Raw genomic sequence first — 25,736 nt, forward strand, 5'->3', positions numbered from 1 at the left:
CTCTTACGTGTTAGGAGTTCTTTTTTATATCTCCATGATTTTATGCGTTTGTTTTTTAGTTTAGAAAATAAAGCTAGATAAGATAGCGTTTTTACAAAAGGTGATATATAACAGATTTTCATATTAAGTAATACAGTTTTGACTGTTTTAACATAGGATAAAAAGAATGAACTAAAATAAAACTAGAAAGTGATATTTTTCACTATGTTTTCGGTGCGTCATTCATTAAGTTAATAAAGCAAAATAATTCAAGCGGATTGCTTGCAATGTGAATAAAGTCATGTTAAATTGAATTTGTCAAATTGAAAAAAAGTAATACAGTTTTTTTTCCTGTTTGAGAAACCAATATGATTACGTAAAAAAAGAGAGGAATGTGTAACAATATGGCTAAGAAAAAAGTAAACCCACTTGATTTTGCAGCATTGATGGAAGACATTAACGCAGATTTTCCAACGATTCAAGTGTTAGATAAAGAGGGTAAGGTTGTTAATAAAGATTTATTACCTGATTTATCAGATGAAGAATTAGTAGAATTAATGACAAGAATGGTATGGGCAAGAGTTTTAGATCAACGTTCAACTGCATTAAACCGTCAAGGACGTTTAGGATTCTACGCACCAACAGCTGGTCAAGAAGCAAGTCAATTAGCAAGTCAATTTGCTATGGATAAAGAAGATGTGTTATTACCAGGATACCGTGATGTTCCACAATTAATTCAACATGGTTTACCACTTAGAAATGCATTTTTATGGTCAAGAGGACATGCAGCAGGTAGTGAATATGCTGAAAGCTTAAAAGCTTTACCACCACAAATCATTATCGGAGCACAATATGTGCAAGCAGCTGGTGTGGCTTTAGGTCTTAAAAAACGCAACAAACCAAACGTTGCATTTACTTATACGGGTGATGGTGGTTCTTCACAAGGTGACTTCTATGAAGGAATCAACTTTGCAGGAGCTTACAAAGCAAACGCTGTATTCTTTATTCAAAACAATGGCTATGCAATCTCAACTCCACGTGAATTACAAACAGCAGCTAATACATTAGCTCAAAAAGGTATTGCAGCTGGTATTCCAAGTATTCAAGTAGATGGTATGGATGCATTAGCAGTATATAAAGTAACTAAAGCAGCTCGTGAATGGGCAGCAGCAGGAAACGGACCAGTTTTAATTGAAACATTAACATTCCGCTATGGACCACATACATTATCAGGGGACGACCCAACAAGATACCGTACTCAAGAAGTTGAAGATGAGTGGCATGCAAAAGATCCATTAACTCGTTTCAGAATTTACTTAACAGAAAAAGGTTTATGGTCTGAAGAAAAAGAAGAACAAATTATTGAACAAACTAAAGAGGAAATCAAAACAGCTATCAAAGCAGCTGATGCCGCACCAAAACAAAAAGTTTCAGATTTCTTGAAAAACATGTTTGAAGTAACACCTAAATTAATCCAAGAACAAATTGACACATTTGAAGCAAAGGAGTCGAACTAAATCATGGCACAAAAAACAATGATTCAAGCAATTACAGATGCTTTAGCAATAGAACTTGAAGCAAATCCAGATGTATTAGTATTTGGTGAAGATGTTGGTAATAACGGTGGGGTATTCCGTGCCACTGAAGGATTACAAGAAAAATTTGGTGTAGATCGTGTATTTGATACACCATTAGCTGAATCAGGTATCGGTGGTTTAGCATTCGGTTTAGCTTTAGAAAACTTCCGTCCAGTAGCAGAAATCCAATTCTTTGGTTTCGTATTTGAAGTAATGGATGAAATTATCGGACAAATGGCTCGTACTCGTTACCGTATGAGTGGTACTCGTAATATTCCAGTTACAATCCGCGCACCATTTGGTGGTGGGGTTCATACTCCTGAAATGCATGCGGATAACTTAGAAGGTTTAATCGCTCAATCACCAGGTGTACGTGTGGTTATCCCAAGTAATCCATATGACGCAAAAGGATTATTAATTTCATCTATTCGTGACAACGATCCAGTTGTTTTCTTAGAGCACATGAAATTATACCGTTCATTCCGTGAAGAAGTTCCAGAAGAAGCTTACACAGTTCCTTTAGATAAAGCAGCGGTAACTCGTGAAGGGACAGATGTTTCAATTATTACTTACGGCGCAATGGTTCGCGAAGCAATCAAAGCAGCAGAAGCGTTAGAAAAAGATGGCATCTCTGTTGAAATCATCGACTTAAGAACAGTTGCACCATTAGATGTAGATACAATTATTGCCTCTGTTGAGAAAACAGGACGTGTTGTAGTCGTTCAAGAAGCTCAAAGACAAGCCGGAGTTGGCGCTCAAGTTGTTTCAGAAATTTCAGAAAGAGCGGTTCTTTCTTTAGAAGCACCAATTGGACGTGTGTCAGCACCTGATACAGTTTATCCATTTGGTCAAGCAGAAGGTGCATGGTTACCAAATGCATCAGATATCGAAGCAAAAGTAAGAGAAATTCATTCATTCTAATTAATCGAAATTAACTGAATGCACAACAGAAGGAGAGAAATAACAGATGGCTTTTAAATTTAAATTACCAGACATTGGTGAAGGTATCGCAGAAGGCGAAATCGTTAAATTGTTTGTTAAAGAAGGCGATACAATCAACGAAGACGATACGTTATTAGAAGTACAAAATGATAAATCAGTAGAAGAAATTCCTTCTCCTGTAACAGGTAAAGTACTAAAAGTTCTTGTTTCAGAAGGAACAGTAGCAAACGTTGGTGACGTATTAGTTGAAATCGACGCACCAGGACATGAAGATGAGGAAGAAACAGTCGCTCCAGCTGAAGAAGCAACTGCACCAGCGGCAAGTGCTCCTGCAGCTAGTACAGGCGGAGTATTCCAATTCAAATTACCAGATATCGGTGAAGGTATCGCAGAAGGGGAAATCGTAAAATGGTTTGTTTCTGCTGGAGATACAATCAATGAAGACGATACATTATTAGAAGTACAAAATGATAAATCAGTAGAAGAAATTCCTTCTCCTGTAACAGGTAAAGTAGTTAACGTATTAGTACCTGAAGGAACAGTAGCAAATGTTGGTGATGTATTGGTAGAAATTGATGCACCAGGACATAACGATGCTCCTGCAACAAGTGCAACAGCTACTGAAACGCCAGCAGCTGCAGCTCCAACTGCAAGTACACCAGCAGCATCAAGTGAGCCAACTGGTAAACCAAGTGCTCGTGTATTAGCAATGCCATCAGTACGTCAATATGCTCGTGCTAAAGGTGTTGATATTACGTTAGTAACACCAACAGGTAAAGGTGGACGTGTGGTTAAATCTGATATTGATAACTTTGGTTCAGCTCCAGTCGCTCAATCAGTTGAAAAAGTTGCTGTATCTGAAGAGAAAGTTTCTGTTGCACCAGCAGCTGAAGCATCTAAACCAGCAGCACCATTTGTTGGTATGCCTGAAGTTGAAGTTCGTGAAAAAATGACTCCAACACGTAAAGCAATTGCTAAAGCGATGGTAAACAGCAAACATACAGCTCCTCATGTAACATTACATGATGATGTTGAAGTATCTAAATTATGGGATCACCGTAAGAAATTTAAAGCTGTTGCAGCAACAAGAAATACTAAATTAACTTTCTTGCCATATGTTGTTAAAGCATTAACTGCAACTATGCAAAAATTCCCAACATTAAACGCATCAATTGATGACGCAACAAACGAAATTGTTTACAAACATTACTATAACATTGGTATCGCAACTGATACTGATCATGGTTTATATGTACCAAACGTTAAACAAGCTAACACTAAGAGCATGTTTGATATTGCAGATGAAATTAACGAAAAAGCAGCTTTAGCTATTGAAGGTAAATTAACTGCAGCTGATATGCGTGATGGTACTGTAACAATTAGTAACATTGGTTCTGTTGGTGGCGGGTGGTTTACACCAGTTATTAACTACCCAGAAGTTGCTATCTTAGGTGTTGGTACTATTACACAACAACCTGTCGTAAACGAAGATGGAGAAATTGTTGTTGGAAGAATGATGAAATTATCATTAAGCTTTGACCACCGTATCGTTGATGGAGCAACAGCACAAAAAGCAATGAACAATATTAAACGTTTATTAGCTGATCCAGAATTATTATTAATGGAAGGATAAGGTGAATAGTTAATGGTTGTAGGAGATTTCGCATTAGAATTAGATACAGTAGTAATTGGTGCAGGACCTGGTGGATATGTTGCCGCAATTCGTGCAGCACAAATGGGCCAAAAAGTAGCAATTATTGAAAGAGAATACATCGGCGGCGTTTGTTTAAACGTCGGATGTATTCCATCAAAAGCACTAATTAGTGCAGGACACAAATATCAAGAAGCAATGCATTCAGCTATCTTTGGTGTAACTGCTGATAATGTATCACTTGATTTTTCTAAAACTCAAGAATGGAAAAACAACCAAGTAGTTGCAAAATTAACTGGTGGTGTTGAATTCTTACTTAAGAAAAATAAAGTTGAAATTATCCGTGGGGAAGCATTCTTTGTTGATGAAAACACTCTACGTGTTATCGATGGTGACCATGCACAAACTTATTCATTTAATCATGCTATCGTTGCAACTGGTAGTCGTCCAATCGAAATTAAAGGTTTTAAATTTGGTGGACGTATTATTGATTCAACTGGTGGATTAAGCTTAACTGAAGTTCCTAAAAAATTAGTGATCGTCGGTGGTGGCGTTATCGGTGCTGAATTAGGTGGAGCATATGCTAACCTAGGTGCTGAAGTAACAATTTTAGAAGGTTCTCCACAAATTTTACCAACATTTGAAAAAGATATGGTTAAACTTGTTGAAAAAGAATTTGACAACAAAGGTATCAAAGTTGTAACAAAAGCAATGGCTAAAGAAGCTGTTGACAATGGCGATAGCGTGACTGTAACTTATGAAGTTGACGGTAAAGAAGAAAAAGTTGAAGCAGATTACGTTATGGTAACTGTAGGTCGTCGTCCAAACACTGATGATTTAGGTTTAGAAATCTTAGGCGTTGAGATGACTGATCGTGGATTAGTAAAAGTTGATAACCAAGGACGCACTAACGTGAAAAGTATTTTCGCAATTGGTGACATCGTTCCTGGAGCTGCACTTGCTCACAAAGCAAGTTATGAAGCTAAAATTGCTGCAGAAGCCATTGCGGGTGAACCAGTAGCAGTTGATTATCGTGCAATGCCAGCTGTGGCCTTTACAGATCCTGAATTGGCAACTGTTGGTATGACAGAAAAAGAAGCAAAAGAAGCTGGGTTAAACGTGAAAGCATCTAAATTCTCATTAGGTGGAAATGGTCGTGCGTTATCATTAAACCAAACTGAAGGATTTGTACGTTTAGTTACAACTAAAGAAGACAACGTGATTGTTGGTGGACAAGTTGCTGGTATTAGTGCTAGTGATATTATTGCAGAAATTGGTTTAGCTGTTGAAGCTGGAATGAATGCTGAAGATATCGCTTTAACTATCCATTCACATCCATCATTATCTGAAGCTGTTATGGATACAGCTGAGTTAGCATTAGGTATGCCAATTCACATGTAATTTTAAATAAAGCATTGTTTGTTCGGACGTATAAAGCATCTCTTTTCAGAGGTGCTTTTTTATTTTTAAAACGTGTATTATTCAAAAGTATATGTTATGATAATTTTCTTGGAAAAGAATTAAGGGAGAGAAAAAGGTGTTACTTAGTATAAAAAAGAATGAGTGGGTAGGGAACCCACGTGAAAATATTTTTGCTGGATTAGTGTCATCGGTCGCAATTTTACCTGAAGTAATAGGGTTTGCCATTATAGCAGGAGTGCATCCAATGTCGGCATTATTTGCTTCAGCTATTACCTTATTAGTCATTACGTTAACTGGTGGTAGACCTGCTATGGTATCTGCTGCAGCCGGATCGATGGCTTTAGTAATTGCAGGATTAGTACAGTCGCATGGGCTAAACTATATGATTGCTGCTACCATATTAACAGGTATATTTCAATTTATTTTAGGTTATTTGAATATTCATAAAGTCATGAAATACATACCTAAAAGTGTCATGATAGGTTTTGTTAATGGATTAGCGATTTCAATTTTTTTAGCACAAGTTCAACAATTGCCTGAACAAAATGTGATTGGCTATGTCATGGTTATTGTTAGTATATTAGCTATATATTTACTACCCAAAGTGATTAAAGTTGTGCCACCAGCCCTTATTATTATTACGGTCATGACTATCTTATCATTTGTTTTTAAAGGAAGTTTCTTTACTGTTGGTGATTTAGGAGATATGTCCTCACTCGATGTATCGTTTGGCTTACCACTTGTACCAATGAGTTTAGAAACACTGTGGATAATCTTACCAACAGCCATTTCATTAACGTTTATCGGACTAATGGAAACACTATTAACAGTTCCTATAGTAGATGAGATGACAAACTCAACTAGTGATAGTAAACGTGAAGTGAAAGCACAAGGACTGGCTAATTTTATTACGGGATTATTTGGTGGCCAAGCTGGATGTGCGATGATAGGGCAAGCTGTCATAAATGTTAAATCAGGTGGACGGACACGTTTGTCAACATTTGTATCAGGTACGACACTATTACTGTTTATTTTTGTATTAAACTCACTCATGATGGTGATTCCAACGGCAGCTTTGATCGGGATTATGATAACAGTTGCAGGGGATACATTTGATTGGAAAAGTTTACAGTTAGTAAAATCATGGGAAATGATTGAAAGTACTGCGATGGTAGTCACTGTCGTTGTTATTGTTTACACAGGAAACTTAGCAATTGGGATTTTGTGTGGTGTCGTATTAAATGGATTACTTATATTATTGACAAAATTAAATAAAAAATAGTAAAAAGGCAATGAGAACTCATCATAATTTTTATATCACAGAGAGAAAAACTAAAAAACTAAAGAGTTTGTTTTGTTATTATCTATTGATTTTGCAAGAGCATTATGTGAAACCCGTTGTGTTTATGATTATCATACTATAATTAATATATTAGAAATAGAACAACACCAGTTCATAGAAAGAAGGGGTTAATTTAGATAGTGATGGTTATGAAAAAGTTGGGGAAGATATGAAAATTAGATGGATTTCATAATTAAATTCTTGACGAAACATCAAAAACCTTGTATCATACTTTTTGGGCACTCTTGAGAAATAGAGGCAGATAGACTTAAATTAAAGCTCCCTTATTCATACGAATAGGGGGCTTTTCTTTGTTTTTTATAAAAGTATCTTCCCCAAGAAATATATGAAAAGAGGCGAATGTTATGACAAAGTACATTTTTGTAACAGGTGGAGTGGTATCTTCAATTGGAAAAGGGATTGTAGCAGCATCGTTAGGTCGATTATTAAAAAATCGTGGATTGAATGTAACTATTCAAAAATTTGATCCCTATATTAACATTGATCCTGGAACAATGAGTCCTTACCAACATGGTGAAGTATTCGTCACTGAAGATGGGGCAGAAACAGATTTAGATTTAGGTCATTATGAGCGATTTATAGATATTAATTTAAATCAACACTCAAATGTGACCACAGGAAAAGTTTATTCTGAGGTAATCAGAAAAGAAAGAAAAGGAGAATATCTTGGTGCGACAGTCCAAGTAATCCCACATATTACCAATGAAATCAAAGAAAAAATGATGGCAGCAGCTGATACAAATGAAGCAGATGTGATTATCACTGAAGTCGGTGGAACAGTTGGGGATATTGAGTCTTTACCATTTTTAGAAGCACTAAGACAGATGAAAGCAGATGTTGGTAAAGATAATGTATTATATATCCACACAACATTGATTCCTTATTTAAGAGCAGCAGGGGAAATGAAAACCAAACCGACACAACATAGTGTGAAAGAATTACGTAGTCTTGGGATTCAACCAGATATTCTAGTTGTTAGAACAGAAGAAGAAGTACCACAAGAAATGAAACAAAAGTTAGCACAATTTTGCGATGTGCCTGAAGAAGCAGTTATTGAATCAAAAGATGTGAAAACATTGTACGATATTCCACTAAATTTAGAAGCACAAGGATTGGATGATATTGTGTGTGATCATTTAGGGATTGAAGCGCCTAAAGCAGATATGACAGAGTGGCAAGAAATGGCAAAACACGTGCTAAACTTAAAACACAGTACACGTATTGCATTAGTTGGGAAATATGTTGAGTTACCTGATGCTTATTTATCAGTTGTGGAAGCACTAAAACATGCTGGATATGAACATGATACAAACATCGAAATTGAGTGGATTCAATCAGAAAATGTCACAAAAGAAAATGTCTCTGATTATTTATCAACAGTAGACGGTGTTCTTGTGCCAGGTGGATTTGGCGACCGAGGAATTGAAGGAAAAATCGAAGCGATTCGTTTTGCAAGAGAAAATAATATTCCATTCTTAGGTATTTGTTTGGGTATGCAAATGGCCTGTGTTGAATTTGCAAGAAACGTCTTGATGCTTGAAGGAGCAGATTCAAAAGAAACTGCACCAGAAACGCCTTATAACATCATTGATTTAATGTTAGATCAAGAAGGTGTAGAAGATATGGGAGGAACGTTACGTCTAGGAGCTTATCCATGCGAGTTGAAACCAGACACTAAAACACGTGACTTATATAATGGTGAAGAGTTAATCAGTGAACGTCATCGCCACCGTTATGAATTTAATAATGCGTTTCGCGAGTCATTTGAACAAGCGGGGATGGTCTTTTCAGGTGTTTCACCAGACAATCGTTTAGTTGAAATAGTTGAAATTCCAGCAAATGATTTCTTTGTTGCAAGTCAATTTCACCCAGAGTTCAAATCACGTCCAAACAGAAGTCATCCGTTATTTAATGGATTTATTAGAGCTAGCTTAAATAACTAGAACGTTAATAAAAAATACATATTATCATGATATACTTAGATTATAAAAAATGAGTATGATAATGTATGTATTATATTAATGATTAGTTTAGGGATAAATTATTAAAAGGGCAGTAGGATTAACATTGTACTAAAGAATAGTAAAAATTTGTCATTTTTTATGATCCAGATAAACGACACAAGGTATGTTAAAAAAATTAGAGAAAAAGTTAAGTTAAGTGTTAATCATTGTTGGTTGCAACTTTACCATTTATCCTAACTTTTAAGGAGGAAAACCATGAAAAAGCTAGGATTTGATTCTCAGAAATACATTGAAGAGCAATCAAAATTTATTTTAGAACGTGTAAATAATTATGATAAATTATATTTAGAGTTTGGTGGTAAATTAATCGGCGATAAACATGCAAAACGTGTGTTGCCAGGTTTTGATGAAGACTCAAAAATCAAAATACTACAAAAATTAAAAGATAAAGCAGAAGTCATTATTTGTGTGTATGCTGGAGATATTGAGCGCAATAAAATTCGCGGTGATTACAACATCACATATGACATGGATATCTTAAAATCAATTGATGAGTTTAATGAGTATGGCTTATCTGTTAACAGTGTGTTAATCACACGTTACAGTGGCCAACCTTCAACGAAAATCTTTATTAACAAATTAGAAAAACGAAATATTAAAGTTTATACGCATGAAGCAATTGACGGTTACCCATATAACATTGACCAAATAGTCAGTGATGAAGGCTTTGGAAAAAATCCATATATTCCAACAACAAAACCAATCGTGGTTATTACGGCTCCAGGAGCTGGTAGTGGGAAATTGGCAACAAGTTTAAGCCAAATTTATCATGAAAATCGTTTAGGACGAGTGGCAGGGTACTCAAAATTTGAAACATTTCCAGTTTGGAATATCCCATTAAAACACCCGTTAAATATCGCTTATGAAGCGGCAACTGTGGATTTGAAAGATGTGAATATGATTGATTCATTCCATTTTGAAGCCTATGGTGAGGTTGCAGTTAACTATAATCGTGATATCGAAACATTCCCAGTTATTAAGCGAATTATTGAACGAATCACTAACCAAGAGTCAGTCTTTAAATCACCGACAGATATGGGTGTAAACCGAGTTGGCTTTGGTATAATTGATGATGATGTGGTTAAAGAAGCTTCAAAAGAAGAAATTATTCGTCGTTGCTTTGATACAGAGTGTTTTTATAAACGTGGAATGGTTGACGAGGACGTGGTTAATCGTATTCAACTTATTATGGAAGAGATGGAACTTAAAAAACAAGATCGTCGTCCAGTACTTCCTGCAAGAGAGTATGCTGACAAGTTGAAAGAAATGACTGAAGGTGAAGAGGCTGTTAACCCAATGTCAGTTATGGCGTTTGAATTATCAACTGGAGAAATTGTAACAGGTCGTACATCAGATTTGATGGATGCCTCAGCTGCTGCTATCTTAAACTCAATTAAACGTTTAGCTAATATTTCAGATGACATTTTATTATTGTCTCCTGTTATTTTAGAAACCATCCAAAAAATGAAAGTGGACGAATTAGGCAATAAAATGACTGCTTTAAACGCCAATGAAGTCCTAATTGCGTTATCAATAAGCGCTGTAACGAACCCAACAGCTCAACTAGCTTATGAACAATTGGCTAATCTTGACGGAGTTGAAGCACACTCAACCGTTATGCTGAACAAAGATGATGAACAGGTTCTTAAAAAATTGGGCATGAATGTGACCAGTGACCCAGTCTTTTCATCAGAAAATCTTTTCTATATCTAAAAGTAAATACTTGAAATAATAAGCAAACCTAGATACACTATGTGAGTTAGGTTTACTTGTTGTTTTTTGAAGGGAGAAATGAACAATGAAAGACAGTAGTATGAGAAAATCTTTTATATCAGTCATCATTATTTTTATAGGAACATTGCTAATATTAACCTTGTCAAGAACGATAGCAGGGACAAATGGTTATATCTATTTTTTTATTTCAGTATTTTGGTTTATTGGTTTATTTTTAAGAGATATTAACACAAAAAAAGAAATGTTATCACATCAATGGAAAGACTTTAAAAAGATGAAATGGCGCCATATATTATACGTTGTGATCACATTAATTTTAGCTTCATTTATTATTCAAATCACTAGACCGTTTTTTAATCAATTTATTCCAAAAAATCCGGTGTATAGTTATGCTTATGATATTAATACAGCATTAGGACTTTTGTTTTCTGTATTAGCTGGTATAGTTGATTTAATTGTAGCCTTTGTTGAAGAAATAACTTATCGCTATGAAGGTATGTATGTATACAAATCTAATAAGATGTTAGTATCTATCATGTTAATTTTATCTAGTATATTATTTGGTTTTTCTCATTACTATAATTTTGGTGGCAGTTTTATAGCTAGTATGCCGTATGCTTTCGCTGGTTTGGTATTTGGTTTAATGTATTTGCTATCAAAAAATATTTGGGTACCAGTTATTGCCCATTTATTGTTTAATAGTACAGCTATTTTATCTAGTTTATTTTTAGTGATTGTTAAGTTAATTAGTTAAGAAAGGTGTAAGCATCATGGAAGAAATGTATCGTCTAATAGGTTTTATTGCGATTATAATTGGTATTATTTTTGGTATATTAGCTCAATCGTGGGTTAAAACTAGGTTATTATTATTTAGAGATACAAGCATGGTTAAACAATATATAATAAGTATTATTTTTATTATGATAGGAATATATTTCTTTTATATAAGCGGTTCTTTTAATTGAATAAACATCTATTGAGGCGACTGTATGTTATAGTCGCCTATTTTTTTATGTATTTTTATAAACAATTGAGTTGTGAAAACGATTCTCATTTGCTATAATGATTTTGAGTTTAGGTTAACCTAAAAAATATTTAAATTAATCCAAAAAATAGAAGAGGTGAAAGAAATGCAAGAAGAAGCATTGGCAATGTCTTATGAGTATTTAACTCATGAGCCAATAGATGTACAACATATATCAGTATCATATCAAGCTAAAGTAGCTTTAGAAGATATCAGTTTATCCATTGAGCCTGGAAAAATCACAGGGATTATCGGACCTAATGGTGCAGGCAAGTCGACTTTTTTAAAAAGTATTATCGGACTGATTAAAACAGATAGTGGTCGTGTCACGATAGGTGGGCAGTCCATTGATTTAATCAGAAAGAAAGTGGCTTATGTTGAACAACGAAGTGCCATTGATTTAACTTTTCCAATAAAAGTTGATGAAACGGTCATGTTAGGCACATATCCTAATTTAGGATTATTCCGTCGACCTAAAAAAGAGGATCGAGAAAAAGTAAAAGAGTCGCTTGAAAAAGTAAAAATGGAGAACTTTGCAAAACGACAAATAGGAAACCTATCAGGTGGACAATTACAACGCGTGTTTATTGCAAGAGCTTTAGCACAAGATGCAGATATTATCTTTTTAGACGAACCATTTGTAGGGATTGACATGGTGAGTGAAAAATTAATTGTTGAACTATTACAAGAGTTGAGAGATGAAGGGAAAACAATTGTGATTGTTCATCATGATTTACATAAAACCAAAGAGTACTTTGACAACTTAATTATTTTAAATAAAAAGTTAATCGCCAGTGGTCCAGTATCAAAAACATTTACGACTTCAACAATCCAACAAGCTTACGGGGAAACAATGGGTGAAATTGTAATTAAAGGAGTGAATGACTAATGATACAACATTTTATTGAAGGTTTAGTAAAATATGATTTTCTACAAAACGCTTTAATCACGTCTGTCATTGTAGGTGTTGTATCAGGTGTGATTGGGAGCTTTATTATTTTGAGAGGAATGTCTCTGATGGGAGATGCGATTTCTCATGCAGTATTACCTGGAGTTGCGGTGTCTTATATGCTTGGTGGTAGCTACATGATAGGAGCATCAATTTTTGGAATAATGGCAGCAGGATTGATTGGCTTTGTGACACAAAAAAGTAAATTAAAAAATGATACAGCTATCGGGATTGTCTTTAGTTCATTTTTTGCTTTAGGGATTATTTTAATCTCATTTGCCGAAAGCTCGACCGATTTATATCATATTTTATTTGGAAATGTTTTAGCAGTTAGACCAAGTGATATGTACACAACATTAGCTGTTGCAGTTGCAGTCATTTTATTTGTGGTTTTATTTTATAAAGAATTATTAGTCAGCTCGTTTGATCCAGTCATGGCACAAGCCTATGGACTAAAAGTTCAAGTCATTCATTATGCTTTAATGTTTTTCTTAACACTTGTTGCAGTGTCATCTCTACAAACAGTAGGAACTATTTTAGTAGTTGCTATGCTTGTGACACCTGCTGCTACAGCTTATCTGTTAACGGATAAGCTATCAACGATGATTTTAATTGCTAGTAGTTTAGGTGCTATTAGTGCCGTGATTGGCTTATTCTTTAGCTATTCCTATAACTTAGCTTCAGGAGCCACTATTGTTCTGACCACGGTTGTATTTTTTATCATTACGTTTATATTTTCACCAAAACAAGGATTTATTTTTAAAAGAAAAGAGGAAGTTGTCATTGAAGAAGTCTAGTCTTATTTTATCAAGTATTCTTGCCGGTTTAATGGTATTATTTTTAGCTGGTTGCTCAACAGGAAGTTCCTCTACAGAAAAAAATGTAGATAACGATAAATTAAAAGTCGTTGCAACGAATTCGATTATTGCAGATATGGTTGAAAATGTTGGTGGGGAACATGTTGAAGTTCACAGTATTGTTTCAAGGGGTACAGACCCACATGAATATGAGCCACTTCCTGAAGATATCTCAAAATCAACCGATGCGGATGTTATTTTTTATAATGGATTGAATCTTGAAACAGGTGGCAATGGTTGGTTTTTAAAGTTAATGCAAACCAGTAAGAAAAAAGAAAATGAAGATTATTTTGTTGTCAGTAAAAATGTTGAGCCAATGTATCTAACAAGTGAAGGTCAAGAAAGCGAACAAGATCCTCATGCCTGGCTATCATTAAAAAATGGGATTATCTATGTGAATAATATTAAAGATGTCCTAGTGGAAAAAGATGAGAAGCACAAAGAAGATTATGAAAAAAATGCCAAAGACTATACAGAAAAATTAGAAGCGTTACACAATGAAAATACCAGTCGATTTGCAGATATTCCAAAAGATAAAAATCTGCTTGTAACGAGTGAGGGCGCATTTAAATATTTCTCTAAAGCATACGGGGTAAATGCAGCGTATATTTGGGAAATCAACACAGAAAACCAAGGGACACCTGATCAGATGAGTCAGATTATTGATAAGATTAAACAAACAAAAGTGCCTAATCTATTTGTTGAACAAAGTGTGGATGCTCGCAGTATGGAGACTGTCTCGCGAGAAACAGGTATTCCAATTTATGATACGATATTTACTGATTCATTAGCAAAAAAAGGTGAAACAGGAGATACTTATTATGAGATGTTGAAATGGAATTTAGATACCATTCATGAAGGGTTAATGAAATAACGAAAAACACTCTATTTAGCTGCTAAACTAAATAGAGTGTTTTTTATTTATTTAACAAATTTTGTCTATTTTTCTTAAAGGTGATGTAGCCCATTAAACAAAATAAAAAGCAAATACCAAATGATACAAATTCAAATATAGGATTTTCATAGAAACCACCAAACAGAATAATTAATCCACCAACAATAGCTAAGATAGGAGAAATAAGTCCTGTGAAGGTTTCTTGGATGTCTTTATCTAAATAAAGTTGAATGACTTTAAAGTAAAGAGCCATATACCACATGTAACCAAAAACAATGGCAATTTCCCCAATATCACCTAGTCCCATTAGTTGGAACGCTTGTGTGATGTAGTGAATGATAAACCAACCACATCCAGTTAATAGGGCAATAATAGCTGAAGTACTAACAAATTTTTTATGATGATAATTGTTTATAATTTTTTGACTGTTTGGTAACATATTTTTTGTTGCTAAAGCATAAGGCATACGAATATGTCCTAAGGTTACGCCATTAATGACACCAAATAGCGCAACTAAGATAAAGAGTAAAATCACTTTTTGGCCAATATGACCAAATAGCATTTCACCAATTTCCATGACAGCACCTTCACCCATTGATAAAATATATTCTGGTCCTAATATATGTGTCAATCCTAAAAAGTAAGACAGATAAACGACCAATACAATAACTGGTCCAAAACACAACGCTTTTTTCATCGTTTGACTACCACCTTTTACTTCGTGAGAAATAGATAGAGCAATAGGCCAACCATCGTATGAAAAAGCCATTGGAGCTAAGGCGGCTAACCAACCAAGTCCAACATCTGTTGGCTCAATAAGTGTGGCAGTAGTAGGGACAGTGGGAACATCTTTTGTCCAGAAAATAGCGATTAATCCAATACCAATTAAAGGAATTAGTTTCGTGATGGTTGAAATAATTTGAAACCATCCAGCAAATTGACTAGATACGATATTTAATAGATAGAAAAAAACCATATAGCAAAATCCAATACCCATTTGATAGGGAAGAGTTTGTGGCAAGTTCAGTAATAGTGTTGTATAAGTTCCAGCGGCCCATGAAACCACGACACCAATAGTTGGAAAGTATAAAAATGTTTGATACCAACCAAAAGCACTAGCTACTGGTTCTGAAAAGAATTCTTCAAAATAAGCAACCATTCCACCGTTTTTAGTGGTGCGTTCAGCTAGGTTTGTCAAAGATAGGCTACCAAATATAATACATAATGCCCCAATGATAAAAACTAACACACCTAAGAAAATGTTACCTCCGGTAAAAGCTAGGATGTTTCCTACCTTAAAAAAGATTCCAGACCCTACACAAATACCGATAATCATCGCAATTGCGGTCCAAAGACCATATTGTTTTTTCTCGTCGATAATAAAACCTCCATTTCAATATTAGCAATATATCATAAATAACAATTAATTCAATGAAAATTTCATGAATTATAAAGAAGTAATGAGAGAGTTTTAAATGATGAGATATGTTAAAATTAAGGAGATAAATAAAGGGATTGAGGTGTTTATATTGAGTCTCCAGTTTGTATTAAATACAGCAGATGAAGACATTGTAGAAGACTTACTAACCATGTCAGGTGAATGGCTAGATAAATCTATGCATCATGAGGTATTTTATTTAGTGCCTAACCATGTCAAATTTGAAACAGAGATTAACGTGCTGAAAAAAATGCATACGCTACCTAAATTCAGTACACAACAATATATGGCAAGCATGAGACTACAAGTGTTTAGTTTTTCTAGGCTTGCGTGGTATTATATGCAGCAAACAAAAAGTTATCAAGCAACTAGACTAAGTGATTCAGGGAAGTTTATGTTGATTAGAAAAAGTTTGATCACATGTAAAGATGATCTAGCCTTATTTAAACGTGAAGTAGATCGTCCAGGATTTATTCAGCAGTTATTAGATTTGTTTAATGAATTGCAACAAGGCAATATTTCCCCGTTTGAATTAAAAGAGGTAATAGAAAGTGTGGATACTCTTGAGTCAACGAATCAAGAAGACTATGTCACAAAATTAGTGGATATTCAGTTAATCTATCAAACATATCAAGATATGTTGATATCACATCATATTGCTGATAAAGATTTATTGACGGAACTCGCTTTATTTTTACAAGATAAAGATTTATCACATGTTCAATTTATTGTATCAGGATTTACTAACTTTACAGCGATTGAAAAACAACTAATCGAGACTTTAATGCGTGTTGCTGGTGAGGTGAAAATGAATTTTGTTCTAGATCAGGCACCAAAGGACAATACACTAGATAGTTATCAATTATTTTATAATACATCAAGAATGTATCAAGGCCTTTATCATGTAGCAAGAGAAAATAGTATTCCTGTGATGTTTGATTACCGAAAAAAAGTAGCCAATATGACACCAATGAGACAACTTGCAAGTGAATGGCAAAACCTCCAAGAATTAGTCCCTAAAAAATTAGAAGACAATCTTGTAACGAACGTATTATCATTATGGAGTTGCACAGATACATATCAAGAAGTGAAAGCAATCGGAACAAAAATTAGAGAACTAGTTTCTACTGAAGGATATCGTTACGAAGAAATTGCCTTAATTAGTCGAGATATCGACACGTACACGTCTGAAATTATGTCAGTATTTGGTGATATGGACATTCCTTATTACATTAATGAGGAAGAAGACATGGTAAATCACCCGTTAGTAGAATGGCTACGTTCACTCTTTAAAATGGATGAGTCGTTTTATCAATACAAAGATGTCATGCGTTTTTTAAGAACAGAGCTGTGTTTTCCTGATGTTGAATTGACAAAAGATTTTGAAACGTGGGAAGAAAAGATGCAAGCCTTTAGACAAGCGGTTGACTACACTGAAAATGTGGTCTTAGCTTATGGCTATAGTGGATCTGACTGGATAAAAAAATCAGATTGGGAATATGTGACATATCAATACGATACGGATGAAGAATCTTTAGACAACGAGCAAATCATTCAAGAGCAATCCAATGATATTAGGCATTTAATTCGTGATTACTTGCCAAATTTTTTCAAAGAAATCAAACAAGCAACAATCAATAAAGAAGCTATCGTATTGTTTTATCAGTTTTTATTAGCTATTGGGGTAGATAGACAATTACAAGCGATGCAACAACAAGAAATAGAACGTGGTAATTTAACCGAAGCAAAAAATCACGAACAAACATGGCAAGCATTAATGGATTTAATGGATGAATATTATAATGTATTAGGTGAAGATGTTTTTGAATTTGAGATATTTAAAGAAATCTTACTTAGTGGGTTAGAAGGGGTTAGCTATAGTAAAGTCCCAACTTCGATTGATGAAGTCGTGGTAACATCTCTTGATAGAGTACGTGCTAAAAAATATCGTACGACGTTTATTTTTGGTGCCACAGATCAAGTGCTACCTAAAAAAATTGATAATAAAACATTGTTAAGTAATGAAGAAAGAGATGTCTTTTCACAATTACTAAGAGCAGATAGCTTTTTAAATAATAGTTTAACTGAATCCATGGCAAACGAGCCGTTCATTTTTTACTTAGCTTTATTATCAGCGACAGAAAAAATTGTGCTAAGTGCACCGAAAAATCGCGATCAAGTAAAAGATGTCAAAGTCTCACCATATGTTGAGCAATTAAGTCGTCATTTTGCTATACCAATCGAGCATAGAGAAGCAGGATTAGTAGCTGATGAAACATTAATAGACTCTATTTCTACAGATAAAATCCTACTAAGTGATTTAATAGGGGCGTATAGAACGTATGAAGAAAATAAAGAATGTGTACCGTGGTTATTCTTACAATTAGAAAAACGTGTTCACAAAGAATTACCAGTGGCGTCAAAACGATTGTTTGCTAGTCTGACACATAAAAATATTCCAGAAACATTGGATAATCATTCAGTTGATACACTATATGGTGACACGATTTATGCGTCTGTTTCTAAAATCGAGAATTTTTACCAGTGTCAGTACAAATACTTCTTACGTTATGGTCTTGGTTTACAGGAAAGAGAGCAGTTTGAGTTATCACCAGCTGCGGCGGGAGAATTTTACCATGAAGCACTAGATTTATTCTTTAAGGAATTGATTAAACAAAAAGTACAACTGACAAATATGACGGATGACGAGGTCAATCGTTTGGCACAAACAGTGTTACAAGAAGTGCTGGGAGATAAGCGTTTTTCTATTTTATCAACGACCAATCGTATGAAATATGTGTCTTATCAGCTTGAAAAAACAATTCAGCGAGTTTGCTTATCGTTAAAAGAACAAGCAAAAAGAAGTAATATGACACCAATTCAAACAGAAGTTTTATTTGGAGAGTCTTTGAAACAAGCTGGATTAAATAGTTTAGAAATTGTTTTAAATAATAAAAAGAAAGTCAAAGTTAGAGGGAAAATCGACCGTTTAGATAAAATGGTCTTGGAAGATGATATTTATTTGAGTGTTGTGGATTATAAATCAAGTAAACATAATTTTGATTTTGTTGACGCTTATTACGGTTTAGCTATGCAGATGATTACGTATCTTGATGTTGCCTTAACCAATGCTGTTGAATTAGTTGGACAAACGGCAAAACCTGCTGGGGCATTATATATGCATATCAAAAATCCTGTCATCAGTGTTGACGAAAAATTTTCACTTGATACCTTAGATGAAAGGTTATTGGAGGAATACAAGTACAATGGTTTATTGGTTGAAGATGAGTTGATTTTAGAAAACTTAGATAAAACCATAGACCCACAAGTTAAATCATTAGTGTATCCTTATCAGCAACTAAAGAGCGGCAAAATGAAGTCGACAAGTTTTATTTCGTCTGACGACTTATCTAGTTTAGTCACGCATAACCGTGAAAACTTTAAAGAAGCAGGCGAAAAAATATACGAAGGTAGTACAAAATTAAACCCAGCTTATAAAGAACAAAAGAGGATAGCATGTGGATTTTGTCCTTATCGTAGTGTCTGTCAGTTTGATGTGATGCTACCAGAAAATAATTATCATCGTTTAGAGTCACTAGACAAAGAAATAATTATCGAAAAAATACAAACAGAGCTAAAGGAGGAGACAAATGAGTAAAGTGAATATCCCGTTAAAACCCGAAAGTAGTCATTTTACAGACAAGCAGTGGCAAGCTGTTTATGATTCTGGGGATAATTTGTTGATTTCTGCTTCTGCTGGTTCTGGTAAAACAACGGTGTTAGTAGAACGTGTGATTCAAAAAATAAAATCTGGTGTCAATGCCGATGAGTTATTAATTGTAACGTACACTGAAGCAGCAGCAAAAGAGATGAAACAGCGAATAAAAGTGGCAATCCAATCAGCCATTACCGAAGAAGTCGATACCAAGCAAAAAGAACATTTGGTCAAACAATTAGGTTTATTACCTACAGCTACGATTAGCACATTGCATGCTTTTTGTTTACGAGTCATTCAAAAATATTATTATTTGATTCATATTGATCCAGTTTTTCGATTACTAACCGATGAAACAGAAAATCTCTTGTTAAAAGAAGATGTTTGGGATGAATTAAGAGAAGAATTATATGGTGAGGAAAGAGAAATTTTTTATCAATTAACAGAGAATTTTTCAAATGATCGCAATGATAATGGGGTTATGGAACTCATTTTTTCTCTACATCTTTTCGCTCAAGCCAACTCAGAGCCACAAAAATGGTTGGATGGCTTACTCATTAATTATCAGTTAAGTGATAGTTTAGTGGCGTCATCACTGTATCAAGACTATATGAAACCTCAGCTGATGAACCAGCTTGTGTTAAGTCAAGCGACTGTTGATGAGCTAGTTAATCGTTGTCAAGGTGATGAAGAATTGAAAAAAACTCTCGAAACAATGATGAGTGATAAAGAAATGATCGATACACTGTTATCTTTATTCTCTGATGATCGATTGGATGAGTTTTATGAGTATCTAGCTAGCATATCTTTCTCACGAATTAAAGCACCATCTAAAAAAACAGCCTCTGAAGAAGTGATGGAGGAGTACCAAGAGATAAAATCAACTCGTGATGAAGTGAAAGATAGTATCTCAAAAATACGTAAACAATACTTTAAGCAAAGTCCAAAAGAGATGTTAGAGATACTAGAAGTTTCACTACCATTGATTCACGAGTTAATCCATGTAACCAAACAGTTTATTGAACGATTTACAAAAGAAAAAGACACACGGCATGTGCTCGACTTTAATGATTTGGAACATTTGACACTGGCTATTTTACGTAAATTTGAAGACGGTAAATGGGTCGAGTCGGAAGCATCGACTTATTACCGTCATAAATTTAACGAGATATTAGTTGATGAGTACCAAGATATTAACCGACTACAAGAAACGATTTTATATTGGTTACGCCGTCCTACAAAGAATGAAGGAAACTTGTTTATGGTAGGGGACGTAAAACAATCAATTTATGGTTTCCGTTTAGCTGACCCAACTCTTTTTATAGAAAAATATGAGCAGTTTGCTACAGAAGATGATGGTCGTAGAATTATTTTGGCTGAAAACTTCCGTTCGCGAAGTAACGTGCTAGATTTTACCAATTTAGTTTTTACTCAATTAATGGATAAAGAACTTGGTCAGTTAGATTATGATTCTAGTGCTGAATTAATTGTTGGAAATAAATCTTATCCAGAAAGTCAGGATTATGATACGGAATTATTGATTTATCAAACGGAATCTGAAGATAAGGTAGAAGACTCTTTAGAATTTCAATTAGACGGAAAAACAGAAGGCGAACTGCGTTTAGTTGCACTAAAAATCCGTGAACTAATAGATGGAAAGTTCCCATTGTTTGATAAAAAAGAAAAAGTGACTCGTCCGATTTCTTATAAAGATATTGTGTTACTGACACCAACTAAGAAAAATAATTTAGATATTCTTGATATTTTTAAAGAATACGATATTCCATTGATGGTTAATGACACACAAAACTATTTTCAAGCGACTGAAATCAAAATCATGATTTCACTTTTACAATTGATAGATAACCCATATCAAGATATCGCATTAGCGGCAATATTACGTTCACCAATTGTTGGTATCGGGGAAAACGATATGGTTTTAATTAAAAGTTATGATATGCAAGGCTATTATTATGATGCTCTGAAACAATTTTTGAAAGAATCTGACTCAACAACTGAGTTATATCAGATAATTGAGACCTTTAATCAACAATTTAACGAATGGCGTGAACTAGCAAGAAGGAAACGCTTAGTTGAATTGATATGGCGTATCTATAAAGACACAGATTTACTTGATTATGTAGCTGGCCTACCTTCAGGGGCACAAAGAAAAGCCAATCTACATGCGTTGTATCATCGTGCATCTAGTTATGAAGAGATGAGTTTTAAAGGACTTTTCCAATTTATTCGCTTCATTGAAAAAATGCAGCAAAAGAACAAAGACTTAGCTGAAGCATCTAATATTAATGAAGAAGCTGATGCGGTGAGAGTTATGACTGTTCATGCTAGCAAGGGATTAGAATTTCCTGTTGTCTTTTTACTAGATATGACCAAACAATTTAATCTAATGGATGTAAGACAACGAAAATTTGTATTTGATGAAGAACTTGGTGTGGGAATAAAGTATAAAGATGTAACCAAACGTTTAGAATATGATACCTTTCCATTTAGTGTGATTAGAGAGCATAAAAAACAAAAGCTATTAGCTGAAGAGATGCGTAAATTATATGTGGCCTTAACTCGTGCCGAAGACAAATTATATCTAGTTGGTTCCTATAAAAGTATGGATTCAGCCTACAAAAAATGGCAAACAACCGCACAAACAGACCATATGGTGTTACCAACAGCAACAAGACAATCAAGTGACACTTTAATGGATTGGGTTGGGATGACGCTAGTTAGACATCCAAGGTTTGCAGAATTCTTTCCAGATAGTGAAATTTCTGTTCTACCAGGACTAAAAAAACATCCCGGTAATTTTTCCATTCATTTTTATGAGGAAGATGCTATTCTAGCTAATCACACACTACAACAAGATGAACAAATCGAGTATAAACAATCTGATATTGAACCAAATGTGCAGTTACTTAAAGAAGTGGTTGATCGACTGAATTATTCTTATCCAGAAAAAGATGCCACAATGACAACAAGTTATCAATCAGTATCAGAAGTAAAACGATTATTTGAAGATCCGGATATGAAAAATTTACCAACACTTGATTTTTCGAAAGAACGACAAATAAAAGCTCATCGTGAAGTTGTAAAAGAGATGGCAAAACCAGAGTTCATGCAAGGCGATGTTGCTATTAAGTCAACAGACATCGGATCGGCTATTCATTTACTATTACAAATGCTACCTTTAGATAAACAGCCCACGATGAGTGAACTAGAAGAATTAGTTCAGCACTTCGTTGATGAAGATGTGTTTACAAAAGAATTAGCTAGCAGGTTACCTATAAAACTTATTGAGACGTTTTTTAAATCAGATTTTGGTCAATACATGATTGATCATCATAAGGTCATTAGGCGAGAGCAACCTTTCTCTTTATTATTACCAGCTAAAGAGTTGTATCAAAATTATGTGACAAAGAAAAATGATAAAGTGTTGATTCACGGGATTATAGATGGTTTTATTTTAACTAATGACGAGCTTATTTTATATGATTTTAAAACAGACTATGTTCCTAAACAACGTACACAAAAGGATTTAGAGAAATTAAAAGACAGGTATAAAGGTCAGATGACACTTTATAAATTAGCTCTAGAAGAAATCTACCAACGCCCCGTTACGTCATCTAACTTAATACTATTGAATAGTGGAGATATTATAGAAATGATATAAAAGATGTTCATTTATTTAAAAAAGTGATAAAATAAATTTTAAATTAAAAAGGAGAAGGGTGCGATAGGATGTATAAGTCATCTAAAGAGCTAAAACAACAGGCGAGGGAATCGTTAAGAGGGCGTTGGAAAGAAGCCGTTGCATTAAATTTGATTCCATCCATTATTCAAATAATTTCGATGCTTCTGGTAATAGGAATCACGATATTTATTGGGTTGATGGCGACGGATAATAGAGATGTAGTCGATAGTAATTATCTTAGCACGCAACAAGAATACACATGGGAAGATGAATATGATGATGATTCTTTTAGTTCAAATGTTTCAGAGGTCTTTGCTTCAGTAACATCTATCCCCTTTGCTAGTCCAATTATGAGTTTTGTCATGACTTTTTTAACAATTGGTATTTCTTTTACGTTTCTTGATGTTATTCGAAAAGGTAAAGAAGCAGAGCTGTCATTTAGACAATCTTTTCGATTGTTTAATGGTCATGACTTTGTACCAGTTTTATTAATTAACGTTTTGACTTATATTTTCCGATATTTATGGTTATTACTGTTTATTATTCCAGGTATTGTCAAGGCTTATTCATATTCACAAGCTAATTTTATTTATAAAGACTTAGCAGCTACAAGAGATACTCGTAGTATGGGAGCAACATCATTTATTACTGAAAGCCGTGACTTAATGAATGGTCATAAAGAAAGATTATTTTGGCTAGATGTTAGTTTTTTAGGTTGGTATCTTCTAGGTTTGTTGACAGTAGGGATAGGTTTCTTATGGATAAACCCATATATAAATGCAACAAAAGCAGCTTTCTATGATGATTTATCTAAAGGGAAATTTTTAGAAGATGTTGTGGAAGAAGATGATGAGATTTGGACGAATTTCTAAAGAATGAGATTATTCTCATTCTTTTTTTAGTGTATTGATACCATATAGTCAGATTTATTTAAGTCTTAAGTCGTATGATGGATGGCATACCAATTATCCCGAATTGGTTTTTGACTTCTATTTAAGTTTAGATAGAATCATTTACAACCTTCATTTCCACTAGAGCGACGGCTTTGGTGGTTTTTTTGTGTCTTCATGATATAATAAAGCGAACGCACATTCTATTAGGAGGGCAAATAATGTCAAATGGATTGAAATTTCCGTTAATAAATGATTTATCAAGAAAAATTATTCATATTGATATGGACGCTTTTTATGCTTCTATAGAAGAAAGAGATAACCCAAAGCTCAAAGGAAAACCATTAGTCATCGCAAAACACCCCAAAGATACAAACGGTCGAGGGGTGGTGACAACAGCAAATTATGAAGCAAGAAAATATGGGATTCATTCAGCTATGAGTGCCAAGAAAGCTTATGAATTATGTCCACATGCCACATTTGTAGCAGGCAATAGAGAGTACTATTCGGAAATATCGAAACAAATACATGAAGTATTTAAAGAATATACTGATATTATTGAACCTTTATCTTTAGATGAAGCATACTTAGATGTGACACATAATAAAAAAGGAATTAAAAGTGCGATAAAAATCGCTAGAATGATTCAATCCGATATATATGAAAAAGTCCAATTAACTAGTTCTGCTGGTGTAAGCTATAATAAATTTTTAGCCAAGATAGCATCAGATTTTGAAAAACCAAAAGGATTAACACTTATCCTGCCAGAACAAGCACAAGAGTTTTTGTTTGAGTTACCAATAGAAAAATTTTATGGCATTGGAAAGAAAACCATTCCGTTAATGCATGATCTAGGGGTATATACAGGGAAAGATTTATATAACATTCCAGAAATGACCTTGATTGATTTGTTTGGAAAAAAAGGCTACAGCTTATATCGTAAAGTTAGAGGAATCCATAATGATCCAGTAGAAAATAATCGTGAGAGAAAATCAATTGGTAGAGAGAGGACTTTCTCTAAAACGCTAATGCAAGAACAAGATGTTTTGAAAAATATTAGAGAAATGGCTGAAGAAGTGAGTAAGAAGCTAATTGCTAATGAATTAAAAGCTCAAACAATAGTATTGAAGATTAGAAATAATTTATATGAAACAGTAACAAAACGCATAACAATTAATCATTATATTTATCAATCTGAAGATATATTCTTTTATGCAACTCAGCTATGGGAAGAATTAAATTGGCAAACTATTAATGTTAGATTGGTAGGTGTAACGGTAACAACACTTGATAAACAAATGTATGAAGCGATTGAATTACCACTTTTTATTAAAAAAGGATAGGTTAATATTAATTATAAAAAATTGTAAATAAATTGTTGACGAATTGCGATATAATTGTTATATTAATTCATGTCGCTACGAGCGATACTAAATTATTGAAACAAACCTTTAAAAAACTTTTTTAAAAAAGTTGTTGACAAACGTTTCGATAGTTGTTATGATATAAAAGTTGCTGATGCAACAAATTTTAGACCTTTGAAAACTGAACAAAGTAAGACAAACCAAATGTG

The 25,736-nt window shown here is 34.1% G+C and carries 16 protein-coding genes; 15 read left to right on the forward strand and 1 reads right to left on the reverse strand.

Annotation, left to right across the window (positions count from 1 at the left end; all coding sequences use genetic code 11):
* Positions 1-383: 383 nt before the first annotated feature.
* The 11 genes from pdhA (at position 384) to DW196_RS07515 (ending at position 14,396) form a co-directional block, all read left to right on the forward strand.
* Positions 384-1,496, forward strand: a complete 1,113-nt coding sequence (gene pdhA / locus DW196_RS07460; RefSeq protein ID WP_118250812.1) for a pyruvate dehydrogenase (acetyl-transferring) E1 component subunit alpha — start codon at positions 384-386, stop codon at positions 1,494-1,496.
* Between the two features lie 3 nt (positions 1,497-1,499).
* Positions 1,500-2,477 carry an alpha-ketoacid dehydrogenase subunit beta gene (locus DW196_RS07465; protein WP_071457408.1) on the forward strand — a complete coding sequence of 326 codons (978 nt, stop codon included), beginning with the start codon at positions 1,500-1,502 and terminating at the stop codon, positions 2,475-2,477.
* Between the two features lie 46 nt (positions 2,478-2,523).
* A complete protein-coding gene (locus tag DW196_RS07470; RefSeq protein ID WP_118250813.1) occupies positions 2,524-4,131 on the forward strand; it encodes a dihydrolipoyllysine-residue acetyltransferase in 1,608 nt (535 codons plus the stop codon).
* Between the two features lie 12 nt (positions 4,132-4,143).
* Positions 4,144-5,550, forward strand: coding sequence for a dihydrolipoyl dehydrogenase (gene lpdA, locus DW196_RS07475; RefSeq protein WP_118250814.1), 1,407 nt, complete (start codon positions 4,144-4,146; stop codon positions 5,548-5,550).
* Positions 5,551-5,686: 136 nt separating this feature from the next.
* On the forward strand, positions 5,687-6,853 hold the full coding sequence (locus DW196_RS07480; RefSeq protein ID WP_071457405.1) for a SulP family inorganic anion transporter: 1,167 nt from the start codon (positions 5,687-5,689) through the stop codon (positions 6,851-6,853).
* 425 nt (positions 6,854-7,278) lie between these two features.
* Complete coding sequence (locus DW196_RS07485; protein WP_118250815.1) at positions 7,279-8,877, forward strand: CTP synthase; 1,599 nt, start codon at positions 7,279-7,281, stop codon at positions 8,875-8,877.
* Between the two features lie 276 nt (positions 8,878-9,153).
* A complete protein-coding gene (locus DW196_RS07490) occupies positions 9,154-10,671 on the forward strand; it encodes a DUF1846 domain-containing protein (RefSeq protein WP_118250816.1) in 1,518 nt (505 codons plus the stop codon).
* 85 nt (positions 10,672-10,756) lie between these two features.
* Positions 10,757-11,446 (forward strand): CPBP family intramembrane glutamic endopeptidase, encoded by a 690-nt coding sequence (locus DW196_RS07495; protein WP_118250817.1) that lies wholly within the window; start codon positions 10,757-10,759, stop codon positions 11,444-11,446.
* A 376-nt stretch (positions 11,447-11,822) separates the two neighbouring features.
* Entirely contained in the window at positions 11,823-12,605 is a 783-nt protein-coding gene (locus DW196_RS07505) for a metal ABC transporter ATP-binding protein (protein ID WP_233541937.1), read from the forward strand.
* Entirely contained in the window at positions 12,605-13,462 is an 858-nt protein-coding gene (locus DW196_RS07510) for a metal ABC transporter permease (RefSeq protein ID WP_071457401.1), read from the forward strand. The genes DW196_RS07505 and DW196_RS07510 overlap by 1 nt, the downstream gene beginning before the upstream one ends.
* Entirely contained in the window at positions 13,449-14,396 is a 948-nt protein-coding gene (locus tag DW196_RS07515; RefSeq protein WP_276528563.1) for a metal ABC transporter substrate-binding protein, read from the forward strand. The genes DW196_RS07510 and DW196_RS07515 overlap by 14 nt, the downstream gene beginning before the upstream one ends.
* Before the next feature lie 43 nt (positions 14,397-14,439).
* Here the strand turns inward: DW196_RS07515 and DW196_RS07520 are convergent, their stop codons facing one another.
* Positions 14,440-15,798: an amino acid permease gene (locus tag DW196_RS07520; protein WP_338115228.1), complete on the reverse strand. Its 1,359-nt coding sequence runs from the start codon at positions 15,796-15,798 to the stop codon at positions 14,440-14,442.
* 148 nt (positions 15,799-15,946) lie between these two features.
* Between DW196_RS07520 and DW196_RS07525 the strand changes: the two genes are divergently transcribed.
* From DW196_RS07525 to dinB, 4 genes are all read left to right on the forward strand, one after another.
* Positions 15,947-19,513 (forward strand): PD-(D/E)XK nuclease family protein, encoded by a 3,567-nt coding sequence (locus DW196_RS07525; protein ID WP_158563547.1) that lies wholly within the window; start codon positions 15,947-15,949, stop codon positions 19,511-19,513.
* Entirely contained in the window at positions 19,506-23,252 is a 3,747-nt protein-coding gene (gene addA / locus DW196_RS07530; RefSeq protein ID WP_118250821.1) for a helicase-exonuclease AddAB subunit AddA, read from the forward strand. The genes DW196_RS07525 and addA overlap by 8 nt, the downstream gene beginning before the upstream one ends.
* Positions 23,253-23,320: 68 nt before the next feature.
* The gene (locus DW196_RS07535) at positions 23,321-24,145 is read left to right on the forward strand and encodes a DUF975 family protein (RefSeq protein WP_118250822.1); all 825 of its coding nucleotides are present in this window, start codon (positions 23,321-23,323) and stop codon (positions 24,143-24,145) included.
* A 239-nt stretch (positions 24,146-24,384) separates the two neighbouring features.
* On the forward strand, positions 24,385-25,506 hold the full coding sequence (gene dinB / locus DW196_RS07540; protein ID WP_118250823.1) for a DNA polymerase IV: 1,122 nt from the start codon (positions 24,385-24,387) through the stop codon (positions 25,504-25,506).
* Positions 25,507-25,736: the final 230 nt, after the last annotated feature.

Source organism: Vagococcus sp. AM17-17, from assembly GCF_003471765.1.
In the GTDB taxonomy this organism is placed as follows: Bacteria; Bacillota; Bacilli; order Lactobacillales; family Vagococcaceae; genus Vagococcus; species Vagococcus teuberi.

Coding starts and splice junctions, on each gene's coding strand:
- DW196_RS07465 (WP_071457408.1), top strand. CDS start 1,500: ATGGCACAAAAAACAATGATTCAAGCAATTACAGATGCTTTAGCAATA.
- DW196_RS07485 (WP_118250815.1), top strand. CDS start 7,279: ATGACAAAGTACATTTTTGTAACAGGTGGAGTGGTATCTTCAATTGGA.
- DW196_RS07495 (WP_118250817.1), top strand. CDS start 10,757: ATGAAAGACAGTAGTATGAGAAAATCTTTTATATCAGTCATCATTATT.
- lpdA (WP_118250814.1), top strand. CDS start 4,144: ATGGTTGTAGGAGATTTCGCATTAGAATTAGATACAGTAGTAATTGGT.
- DW196_RS07535 (WP_118250822.1), top strand. CDS start 23,321: ATGTATAAGTCATCTAAAGAGCTAAAACAACAGGCGAGGGAATCGTTA.
- pdhA (WP_118250812.1), top strand. CDS start 384: ATGGCTAAGAAAAAAGTAAACCCACTTGATTTTGCAGCATTGATGGAA.
- DW196_RS07510 (WP_071457401.1), top strand. CDS start 12,605: ATGATACAACATTTTATTGAAGGTTTAGTAAAATATGATTTTCTACAA.
- DW196_RS07490 (WP_118250816.1), top strand. CDS start 9,154: ATGAAAAAGCTAGGATTTGATTCTCAGAAATACATTGAAGAGCAATCA.
- dinB (WP_118250823.1), top strand. CDS start 24,385: ATGTCAAATGGATTGAAATTTCCGTTAATAAATGATTTATCAAGAAAA.
- DW196_RS07505 (WP_233541937.1), top strand. CDS start 11,823: ATGCAAGAAGAAGCATTGGCAATGTCTTATGAGTATTTAACTCATGAG.
- DW196_RS07470 (WP_118250813.1), top strand. CDS start 2,524: ATGGCTTTTAAATTTAAATTACCAGACATTGGTGAAGGTATCGCAGAA.
- addA (WP_118250821.1), top strand. CDS start 19,506: ATGAGTAAAGTGAATATCCCGTTAAAACCCGAAAGTAGTCATTTTACA.